This window comes from Lacrimispora sp. (genome assembly GCF_047605665.1).
Lineage (GTDB): Bacteria > Bacillota > Clostridia > Lachnospirales > Lachnospiraceae > Lacrimispora.
Map to the genome: position 1 here is coordinate 1 of NZ_JASGFH010000039.1, position 10,258 is coordinate 10,258.

Annotated in this window: 13 protein-coding genes; 12 read left to right on the top strand and 1 reads right to left on the bottom strand. The window is 48.9% G+C overall.

Annotated features, from left to right (window positions below):
* Together QM657_RS19615 and QM657_RS19620 are read left to right on the top strand one after the other, a co-directional pair.
* A partial coding sequence (locus QM657_RS19615; RefSeq protein ID WP_415068390.1) for an ACT domain-containing protein occupies window positions 1-476 on the top strand: 476 nt, incomplete at its 5' end.
* Between the two features lie 5 nt (window positions 477-481).
* Window positions 482-814 (top strand): DUF2752 domain-containing protein, encoded by a 333-nt coding sequence (locus QM657_RS19620; protein WP_415068391.1) that lies wholly within the window; start codon window positions 482-484, stop codon window positions 812-814.
* Window positions 815-816: 2 nt separating this feature from the next.
* Here the strand turns inward: QM657_RS19620 and QM657_RS19625 are convergent, their stop codons facing one another.
* A complete protein-coding gene (locus QM657_RS19625; RefSeq protein ID WP_415068392.1) occupies window positions 817-1,191 on the bottom strand; it encodes a sodium:solute symporter in 375 nt (124 codons plus the stop codon).
* A gap of 178 nt (window positions 1,192-1,369) precedes the next feature.
* Here QM657_RS19625 and QM657_RS19630 point away from each other — a divergent pair, with 178 nt between their 5' ends.
* The 10 genes from QM657_RS19630 to QM657_RS19675 all read left to right on the top strand — a co-directional run bounded on the left by QM657_RS19630 (window position 1,370) and on the right by QM657_RS19675 (window position 9,957).
* Entirely contained in the window at window positions 1,370-3,511 is a 2,142-nt protein-coding gene (locus QM657_RS19630; protein ID WP_415068393.1) for a Tex family protein, read from the top strand.
* 52 nt (window positions 3,512-3,563) lie between these two features.
* A complete protein-coding gene (locus tag QM657_RS19635) occupies window positions 3,564-4,070 on the top strand; it encodes a YcxB family protein (protein WP_415068394.1) in 507 nt (168 codons plus the stop codon).
* 2 nt (window positions 4,071-4,072) lie between these two features.
* Window positions 4,073-4,498: a tRNA (adenosine(37)-N6)-threonylcarbamoyltransferase complex ATPase subunit type 1 TsaE gene (gene tsaE / locus QM657_RS19640; protein ID WP_415068402.1), complete on the top strand. Its 426-nt coding sequence runs from the start codon at window positions 4,073-4,075 to the stop codon at window positions 4,496-4,498.
* A complete protein-coding gene (tsaB, locus tag QM657_RS19645) occupies window positions 4,499-5,218 on the top strand; it encodes a tRNA (adenosine(37)-N6)-threonylcarbamoyltransferase complex dimerization subunit type 1 TsaB (protein WP_415068395.1) in 720 nt (239 codons plus the stop codon).
* A complete protein-coding gene (gene rimI, locus QM657_RS19650; RefSeq protein ID WP_415068396.1) occupies window positions 5,208-5,642 on the top strand; it encodes a ribosomal protein S18-alanine N-acetyltransferase in 435 nt (144 codons plus the stop codon). The genes tsaB and rimI overlap by 11 nt, the downstream gene beginning before the upstream one ends.
* Window positions 5,643-5,982: 340 nt before the next feature.
* Window positions 5,983-6,225, top strand: coding sequence for a hypothetical protein (locus QM657_RS19655; RefSeq protein WP_415068397.1), 243 nt, complete (start codon window positions 5,983-5,985; stop codon window positions 6,223-6,225).
* 246 nt (window positions 6,226-6,471) lie between these two features.
* Window positions 6,472-7,383, top strand: coding sequence for a ribonuclease Z (locus QM657_RS19660; protein ID WP_415068398.1), 912 nt, complete (start codon window positions 6,472-6,474; stop codon window positions 7,381-7,383).
* Between the two features lie 10 nt (window positions 7,384-7,393).
* Window positions 7,394-8,431: a tRNA (adenosine(37)-N6)-threonylcarbamoyltransferase complex transferase subunit TsaD gene (gene tsaD, locus QM657_RS19665; RefSeq protein ID WP_415068399.1), complete on the top strand. Its 1,038-nt coding sequence runs from the start codon at window positions 7,394-7,396 to the stop codon at window positions 8,429-8,431.
* 4 nt (window positions 8,432-8,435) lie between these two features.
* Window positions 8,436-9,140 carry a 2-C-methyl-D-erythritol 4-phosphate cytidylyltransferase gene (gene ispD / locus QM657_RS19670; RefSeq protein ID WP_415068400.1) on the top strand — a complete coding sequence of 235 codons (705 nt, stop codon included), beginning with the start codon at window positions 8,436-8,438 and terminating at the stop codon, window positions 9,138-9,140.
* Between the two features lie 268 nt (window positions 9,141-9,408).
* Complete coding sequence (locus QM657_RS19675; protein WP_415068401.1) at window positions 9,409-9,957, top strand: glycine betaine ABC transporter substrate-binding protein; 549 nt, start codon at window positions 9,409-9,411, stop codon at window positions 9,955-9,957.
* The last annotated feature ends 301 nt before the right edge of the window (window positions 9,958-10,258 follow it).

The window sequence follows — 10,258 nt, forward strand, 5'->3', positions numbered from 1 at the left end:
TGGAAAGAATGCTGGTTAGCGGTGTGGCCGCAGATAAGAACGTAGCCCGTATTTCGGTGCTTGGTGTAAAGAATGAACCTGGAATTGCTTTTAAGATATTTAATCTCCTGGCAAAACATAACATGAACGTGGATATCATCATCCAGTCCATCGGACGTGAGGAGAAAAAAGATATTTCCTTTACCGTTGCAAAGACGGATTTAAAGGATGCGTTAGAACTTCTGGAACAGAATAAGGAGTCCATTACAGCCCAGGCTGTAACCAGTGAAGAGAATGTGGCAAAGCTGTCCATTATCGGAGCCGGCATGATGAGCAATCCGGGAGTCGCTGCCAAGATGTTTGAGGCGCTTTCCAATGCCAATGTCAACATTAAGATGATTGCTACCTCAGAAATAAGAATCACGGTTTTAATCCATGAAGAGGATGTAAACCGTGCTATGAGATCTGTTCATGACGCCTTTGACCTGGCGGATTAAAAGAGATGAAGGGGCTGAACTGGTTAAAACGGCTGCTGGGAATCGGTTTTCCCTGCCCGTTTCTCCTGCTGACCGGACTTTACTGTCCGGGCTGCGGAGGAACCAGGGCTGTCCGGTCACTGCTTCGGGGGGACCTGCGAATGAGTTTTCAATATCATCCGCTGGTCCTTTATGCTGTCCTGGCATTTGGATTTATGCTGGTCTGGCGTCCCCGTGACCGGGAGAAATGGGAAAGGCTTTTTATTCTGTTTGGAGCCGTCATTGTGGTGGTCAACTGGCTGTTTAAAAATTATATGCTGGTTTATTTAAGGGTGGATTTGCTTCCTCTCATGAAGTAAGACTATTCCTGAGGAATAGAAAGGGCTTCAAGGGTTTCCCTGAAATGGCGTCCCAGGGGCGTGTCGCTCTCCATGATATCGTACATGAAGATGATGAAAAATGTCATGAGAAGGCCGCATACTGTGGAAATGACGGACAGGATCAGGCCAAGCTGAGCCTGATGGGTAAAGGGCTTTCCCTGCTTGGAATAGATGGCGCATGCGGTTCCGGCAATGCCTAAAAACAATCCGGCAGGCAGTTCCCAGATGCTGAATACGGGAATACAACTGCTCACCAGGCCGAAGCCGCCCAGGATCACGGACCAGGATGCGGCGGTGGCAGCGGAGCTGGGCGGAGTTTTATGATTATTTGAAGTGGTGTTCTTATTTTCGCTCATGTGGCAAACCTCGTGTGTTTTTAATTCGTTTTCTATGGGAATTGGCATATTCCCCCATTTTATTGCTTTCGTGAAGAGTGTAACACAACTCCCCCCTTCTGTCCAGACGGGTATTGCATAAGGGTGAGGGATGACTTATAATATCTCATGTATAAACTATGAAAACAAGGGGATTAGCATGGATATTATAAAGGCATTGCAGGAAGAGCTTTCCATTGGACGAGGTCAGGTGGAGGCTGCGGTAAAGCTTATTGACGAAGGGAACACCATTCCCTTTATTGCAAGATACAGGAAAGAAGTGACAGGTTCTTTAAATGATGAGGTGCTCCGCAGTCTCGATGAGCGGCTTCGCTACCTCCGCAACTTGGAGGAGCGCAAGGACCAGGTACTTTCTTCCATCAGGGAACAGGAAAAGCTGACGCCGGAGCTGGAAAAGCAGATTTTAGAGGCCAGGACTTTGGTGGCGGTGGAGGACTTATACCGTCCCTATAAGCCCAAAAGAAGAACCAGGGCCACCATTGCAAAGGAAAAGGGCTTAGAGCCACTTGCAGATCTCATTATGCTTCAGGCGGCAAAGAGGCCTGTTATTGAGGACGCTGCCGCGTATATTTCAGAGGAAAAAGGCGTTTCTTCGGCAGAGGAGGCTGTGGAAGGGGCAAAGGATATTCTGGCAGAGCGGATTTCCGACAATGCAGAGTACCGCACCTACATCCGAAACGCCGTCATGAGCCAGGGAATTCTCCAGTCCTCTGCCAAGGATGAAGAGGCAGAGTCTGTCTATGAGATGTACTACAACTATGAAGAAACCATCAAAAAGACGGCAGGCCACAGAATTCTCGCCTTAAACCGCGGAGAAAAGGAAAAGCTGCTCACAGTGAAGATTCTGGCTCCAGTGGAACAGATTCTGCGTTTTCTGGAAAAGCAGGTCATTGTAAGGGACAACCCCTATACCGCTCCTGTTTTAAGGGAAGTGGTGGAGGACAGCTATAACCGCCTCATCTATCCTGCCATTGAGCGGGAGGTGCGAAGCGAACTGACGGAAAAGGCTGAGGATGGAGCAATCAGGCTGTTTGGAAAAAATTTGGAACAGCTTCTCATGCAGCCTCCTATTGTAGGCCGTGTGGTTTTGGGCTGGGACCCGGCATTTCGGACCGGCTGCAAGCTGGCGGTGGTGGATGAGACCGGGAAGGTTCTGGACACAGTGGTCATTTATCCAACCGCTCCTCAGAATAAGGTGGAAGAAGCGAAGGCCACTGTCAAAAAGATGGTCAAAAAATATGGCATTTCCCTGATTTCAGTGGGAAATGGAACGGCCTCCAGGGAATCGGAAGCTGTGATTGTAGAGCTTCTAAAGGAAATTCCGCAACAGGTTCAGTATATCATTGTCAACGAGGCAGGGGCCTCGGTTTACTCCGCCAGCAAGCTGGCGACAGAAGAATTCCCCAACTTTGACGTGGGACAGAGAAGTGCGGCATCTATCGCAAGAAGGCTTCAGGACCCTCTTGCCGAGCTGGTAAAAATCGATCCCAAGTCCATTGGCGTAGGGCAGTACCAGCACGATATGAACCAGAAGCATTTAAGCGAAGCTCTTCAGGGTGTGGTAGAGGACTGTGTCAATAAAGTAGGTGTGGATTTGAATACGGCTTCCGCCTCTCTTTTGGAGTACATCTCCGGCATTTCCAAGGCCATTGCCAAAAACATCGTGGTATACCGGGAAGAAAACGGGGCCTTTACCGGCAGGAGCCAGCTTTTAAAGGTTCCCAAGCTTGGGCCCAAGGCATATGAGCAGTGCGCCGGGTTTATGAGAATCCAGGGCGGGAAGAATCCCTTAGACGGCACCAGCGTTCACCCGGAATCGTATGATGCCGCAAAGAAGCTTTTAGGAAAGCTGGGCTACGATTTAAGGGAGCTGGCTGATGGAGGCTTAAGCGGAATCGGCAGAAAGGTCATTGACTACAAGGCTTTGGCTTCTGAACTGGAAATCGGCGAGATCACTTTAAGGGACATCGTAAAAGAGCTGGAAAAGCCTGCCAGAGACCCAAGAGACCAGATGCCCGCCCCCATTCTCCGCACCGATGTTATGGAAATGAAGGACTTAAAGCCAGGCATGGTTTTAAAGGGAACTGTGAGAAATGTCATTGATTTCGGCGCATTTGTGGATATCGGAGTCCATCAGGACGGGCTGGTCCACATTTCCCAGATGTCTGATAAGTTCATCAAGCATCCTCTGGAAGCGGTCAGCGTGGGAGATATTGTAGAAGTGAAGGTCATAAGTGTGGACGTGCCTAAGAAGCGGATCGCCCTGACCATGAAGCTGTAAAAGAACTGTGCAAAGGGCCCCGGCGGTAAGTATGCGCAGGAAGGAGGACAACGTGGAAGAAAAATTCCCGATTGTAATAGAAATAAAATTGACGGCAAAGGATTTATGGAGGTTTTCCCTGTATCATGCCTATTGGGGAAGCAAGGCGGTATTTCCTGCTATTTTCAGCCTGGCTGCTGTTTACCTGCTGGTAACCTCCTGGGACACCAGCACTGTGGCTTACCGGATCATGTTCCTGGTCAGCGCCCTGGTGTTTACGGTCTGGCAGCCCCTTCTCCTCTATTTGAAGTCCGCCAAACAGGCAAAAAATTCCAGAATTCGAAACGGAATGACGCTTTCCTTTGACGAGGAGAAGATTTTGGTTTCCCAGGGAGAAGAAAGCCTGTCCCTGGAATGGGAAAATATCAGGCGGGGAGAGCGGATAGGAGATATGACCATCCTCTACATGGACCGGATCAGGGCCTATCTTCTTCCTGATGACTGTTTAGCGGAAAAAAAGGCAGAAGTCACTGCGCTCATAAAAGAAAAACTGCCTCCTAAGAGGCGAAAGAGGATATGATGATGGTAATAGAAAGCCGTAGTCCAGAGGAGACCTTTGAACTTGGAAAAAAGATGGGAGAGGAGGCGAAGCCCTCTTCCGTATACTGCTTAAACGGAGATTTAGGCGTGGGAAAGACCGTATTCACCCAGGGATTTGCATCAGGCCTTGGAATTGAAGGGCCGGTAAACAGCCCCACCTTTACCATTGTCCAGCAGTATGATGACGGGCGTCTGCCCTTTTATCATTTTGACGTATACCGGATCGGGGACATCAGCGAGATGGATGAGATCGGCTATGAGGACTGTTTCTACGGAGACGGAGTGAGCCTGATCGAGTGGTCCGTTCTGATCGAAGAACTCCTTCCCGAAGAGGTCATAACTGTGACCATAGAAAAGGACTTGGAAAAAGGGTTTGATTACAGGAAAATAACCGTGGAGGGATTATAAATGAAAATACTTGGAATTGAAAGCTCATCCCTGGTAGCCTCTGTTGCCATTGTGACGGATCAGGTGCTGACTGCGGAATACACGGTGAATTTTAAGAAAACCCACTCCCAGACTCTCCTTCCCATGCTGGATGAGATCGTGAAAATGACGGAAGAGGATTTGGAAACCATTGACGCAATCGCCGTTTCCGGAGGCCCCGGCTCCTTTACCGGGCTGCGGATCGGTTCTGCCACAGGCAAAGGCCTGGGACTGGCTCTTCATAAGCCTATGATTTCCGTTCCCACCGTAGATGCCATGGCTTATAACTTATACGGCAGCGCTTATCTGGTCTGCCCTATTATGGATGCCAGAAGAAATCAGGTGTACACCGGAATCTATGACAATAGCGCCGGATTTTCCGTGGTAAAGGAACAGTGCGCCATGGATATCATGGATTTGATAGAAGAATTAAACGAAACCGGTCAAAAGGTCATCTTTTTGGGCGACGGGGTCCCCGTATATCAAAGCCGGATTGAAGAAAATATGAAGGTTCCCTTTGCCTTTGCCCCGGCCCACTTAAACCGGCAGCGGGCAGCAGCAGTGGCGGCTCTGGGCTCTTTGTATTATGAGGAAGGAAAGACTGTCTCTGCGGCTGATCATGGGCCCGATTATTTGAGAAAGCCTCAGGCCGAACGGGAGCGGGAGGAAAATGCCTTAAAGGGAGAAACTCATGGTTCGTGAAATGAGTCCGGAAGATGTTTTAGAAGTCGGCGGTATCGAACAGGCCTGCTTTTCCGATCCCTGGTCCTTAGAAACCATAAAGGAAGGCATGGGAAATCCCTTTGACACCTGGCTGGTTCTGGAAGAAGAAACGGCTGTGAAGGGATACTGCGTCTTCCGCATCATCGCCGGAGAAGGAGAGCTGTTTCGCATTGCCATTCTGCCCCAATACAGGGGTGGGGGGAGGGCAAAGAAACTTATGGAGAGGCTGGCAGAATATTCCAGAAAAAATGGGGTCACATCCATATTTTTAGAGGTCCGTGAAAGCAATAAAATCGCCAGAAACCTTTATAAATCCTATGGTTTTGAGGAAGAAGGCATCCGAAAAAATTACTACCAAAATCCCAGTGAAAATGCTGTCATCATGAGAAATCACCTGATATGAAACATTTACCACTAAAAATAAGGGAGAACACCGTATATAATGTAGGGGTATCCAGTATGGATGCCCTTTTTTCTATCCCTGGCCGAAAGCAGCTTAGTGAAGACGTACAAAAGAAAGCGTCAGCCAGTTTAGCTGAGTGAACATTCATCAGATGAGAGGGGAAAAGAATCAGGTCACAACTGGAAAGCGCGAAAAAGGAGAGCCTTGCGGGCACGTCATGATGCCAGGGAATGCATGGGCAGAAATAAGGAAGCACCCTGCGGGTATGGCTTTATGTCCCAAACGGGTATACCTTTATGTCTGAAAAGCAGGGACAAGAAAAAGGAAAGGTGAGAATAAGATGAGAAAGTACAAAAACGGAGGTCAGCTTGAAACGGTTATATGCAATTGCTGCGGAAAAAAGATCATCGTGTCAAAAGGAGTAGCCAGGGAAGGGGTTATCCACATCAGCCATGCCTGGGATTTCTTTTCAGAGAAAGATGGGGAGGTTCATCATTTGGATTTATGCGAAACCTGCTACGATGCTATGATTTCGGAGTTTAAGATTCCGGTGGAGAGAGAAGAACAGCTGGAATATTTATAGTTGCTAATTACCTCTTTTTTGTGATATGCTTTTAGAGTTCAGCGGTGCAGAAATATTTGACCGAGTGGAGCGTGTGAGCTCGCTCACAAAGCGCCAGGCGGGCAAATATTTCTATAGGGCGGAACGCCCGTCATGAATAATTTGGCGCAGCCAAATTATGAATGCACCGCGTACGTTCGCCAATACAGTAAAAAAGCAAGCTTTACTGTACAAACTCAAATATCAAACTAGAGAAGAGGAAATTTTATGCTGGATATATGTTTACTGGGAACCGGAGGTATGATGCCTCTGCCCTACCGCTGGCTGACGGCCATGATGGCAAGATGCGACGGAAGCAGTCTCCTCATTGACTGCGGGGAAGGAACTCAGATTGCCTTAAAAGAAAAGGGCTGGAGTCCCAAGCCCATTGATGTCATTTGCTTTACCCATTACCACGCCGACCACATCAGCGGCCTTCCCGGTCTGCTTTTGACCATGGGAAATGCCGAGAGGACAGAGCCTCTGACCTTAATCGGGCCAAGAGGCTTGGAGCGCGTGGTGGGAGCCCTGCGGACCATTGCTCCGGAGCTGCCCTTTGACCTGGAATTTATCGAGCTTTCTGAAAATCAGGAACAGATAAAAACCGGCCCCTATGTGATTGACGCTTACCGGGTGAATCACAACGTGGTATGCTACGGCTATTCCATCTCCATTCCGAGGACAGGCCGTTTTGATGTGGACCGGGCCAGAGATGCCCAAATCCCCCAGAAATTCTGGAGCCGCCTGCAAAAGGGAGAGATCATAGAGGAAGGGGAGCGGACCTTAACGCCTGACATGGTCTTAGGACCTGCAAGGAGAGGCTTAAAGGTCACCTACTGCACCGATACGAGACCGGTTCCTGTGATTGCAGAATATGCCAGGGAGGCGGATCTTTTTATCTGCGAAGGCATGTATGGAGAAGAGGGAAAAGAGGCCAAGGCCAGAGAATACAGGCACATGACTTTCTACGAGGCCGCCAGACTGGCGAGGGAAGCCCAGCCAAAACAGATGTGGCTGACCCATTACAGCCCCTCCCTTACAAGGCCCGAAGAATTTATGGACAAGGTCCGGGAAATTTTCCCCCGGTCCAAAGCTGCCAGAGACGGCTGGACCCTGGAACTGGAATTTGATGAGGAATGAGGAAATGGCAATGAAGAAGAATCATACAGAAGAAGATGTTTATATACTGGCCATTGAAAGCTCCTGTGATGAAACAGCGGCATCAGTGGTAAAAAACGGAAGAGAGGTCCTTTCCAATGTGATCTCCTCCCAGATCGCCCTCCACACGGTCTACGGAGGAGTGGTGCCGGAAATCGCCTCCAGAAAGCACATTGAAAAGATCAACCAGGTCATTGAGACAGCCCTTTCAGAAGCAGAAGTCACCTTAAAGGACATCGATGCCATCGGAGTGACTTATGGCCCCGGACTTGTGGGAGCCCTTTTGGTGGGAGTTGCAGAGGCAAAGGCCATTGCCTATGCAGCCAAAAAGCCTCTGGTAGGCGTACACCATATAGAAGGCCACATATCCGCCAACTTCATCGAGCATCCGGAGCTGGAGCCGCCATTTCTCTGCCTCATCGTATCAGGAGGCCATACCCATCTGGTCATTGTAAAGGATTACGGAGAATTTGAAATTCTGGGACGGACCAGAGACGATGCAGCAGGGGAAGCGTTTGACAAGGTGGCAAGAGCCGTAGGCCTGGGATATCCGGGCGGCCCCAAGATCGATAAAGCGGCCAGAGAAGGAAATCCCGATGCCATCTCATTTCCAAGGGCAAAGGTGGAAGGCAATGTCTATGACTTCAGCTTCAGCGGTTTGAAATCAGCAGTCTTAAACCATATCAACCATGGAAAAATGATGGGAGAAGAAATAAATGTTCCCGATCTCGCAGCTTCCTTCCAAAAAGCGGTTGTAGATGTGCTGGTCAGTCATACCATGGCCGCCGCAAAAGAATACGGCATAAAAAAGATTGCCATAGCAGGAGGCGTGGCCTCTAATTCCGCCCTTCGGGAAGGAATGGCCCTGGCCTGTAAAAAAGCAGGAGCCGACTTTTACTACCCATCCCCCATTTACTGCACAGACAATGCAGCCATGATCGCCGTTGCCGCTTATTATGAATACATCAACGGAGCCAGGGCGGACTGGGATTTAAATGCAGTTCCTAACTTGAAATTAGGGGAGAGGTGATCCGATGGAGGGAAGAACAGCAGCAGTCCTTTTAGCAGCAGGAAAAGGAACCCGCATGGAAAGCCAGGTTCATAAGCAATACCTGGAGATTTGCGGAAAGCCCCTTCTGTACTACACTCTCCATGCCTTTGAAAACAGCTCTGTGGATGAGATCATCCTTGTGACAGGTTATGGAGAAACAGAATACTGCCAAAAAGAAATCGTGGAAAAGTACGGTTTCACCAAGGTAAAAGCCATTACAGAAGGCGGAAAAGAACGATACCACTCCGTACACCGTGGACTGAAAGCCGTGAAGGACTGTGAATACGTCCTGATTCACGACGGAGCCAGACCGTGTGTGACGGCTGAAATCATCGACAGGGCTTCCCTCGGCGCCAGAACCTACCGGGCCTGTGTGGTGGGAATGCCGGTCAAAGACACCATAAAAGTTTCCGATGAAGAGGAGTTCGCCTCCGTAACACCGGACCGGAGCCGTCTATGGCTGATCCAGACCCCCCAGGCATTTGAATACAGCCTGGTCCTTAAGGCGTATGAAATGCTCATGTCATCAGAGCAGCATCAGGAGGGAATCACCGACGACGCCATGGTGGTGGAAACCATGACCCAGGAAAAGGTGAAGCTGATCCGGGGAGATTATTCCAATATTAAGGTCACCACACCGGAGGATTTGGAAATCGCCGCTTTGTTTCTGCAAAAAGCATTTAAATGAGGCCTGCTTTCCGTAAAAAGGCCCGCTGCTTCCTGTAATCAGATAAACGGTATTCGTATCCCGGCAGGCCCCTCAACAGGAGGCCTGCTTTTTTCAGCCCCGGCTCTGAAAGATATAAAATTCCTGAATTTGACAATTAAAATGATCTGTGCTAGCATGAAAGGAATGTTGCCTGAAAATGATAAAACAGATATAAAGGAAGACAGGAAGAACCCTGAGCCGAAAATGCAGGGAAGCTTTCTGGGTAAATGGATCAAAGGAGAGAGTTATGGGAAAGAAAATAATCGGTACGATTCTGGCATTGTCAATCGCGGCTGTAGGCCTGTACGGCTGCCGCAGACTCAGAATTGAAGAACCGGAGAGAAATATAAAGCTGACGTATGAGGACTGGGATGAAGGAATCGCCCTGACCAGCCTGGCCGCCGCAGTGATGGAGGATAGAATGGGCTACCGTGTGGATATGATCATGGAAGATGCTGATGCCGCCTTTGCCTCCCTTGCAGCAGGGGACACTGACGCATGTTTGAATGTACGCCTTCCGATCACCCACAAAAGCCAGGTGGAACAGTACGGCAGTGATATGATCGATCTGGGCATTTCTTATGAAAGCGAAGAACGCGTTCATAAATATGTCCGGAAAGGGTTCGCAACGGATATGCCGGAGGTCGCATTGTTTTTAAAAAATTTTAAAATGAATGAGGCAGAGCTGAAAGATTTCATGGAGTCTATGAAAGAAGACGGCAGGGAACCCCTGGAGTCGGCCCGGATCTGGATCAAGCTCAATACGGAACTGATCAACGGCTGGATCAGCGGGTAGTTGAGGAAGAGAATCCGGCCCGGAATAAGGGACAAAAAACAGGGCTTTTGACCCGGTTTTAAGGCCTGAAAATAATAGCTTGAAAAAAATGTAAAAACATGTTGACAGAATAATCAAACAATGATAAACTATCCAAGTTGCAGCTCATGAGAGCCGCGAAACAGAGCTTGTGAGTCTCCAAGAGATTTAAAAAAATAGAAAAAAGTGCTTGACAAAAGCATGGACTTCTATTAGAATGGAAAAGCACATTTGGAGAGGTATCGAAGTGGTCATAACGAGGCGGTCTTGAAAACCGTTTGTC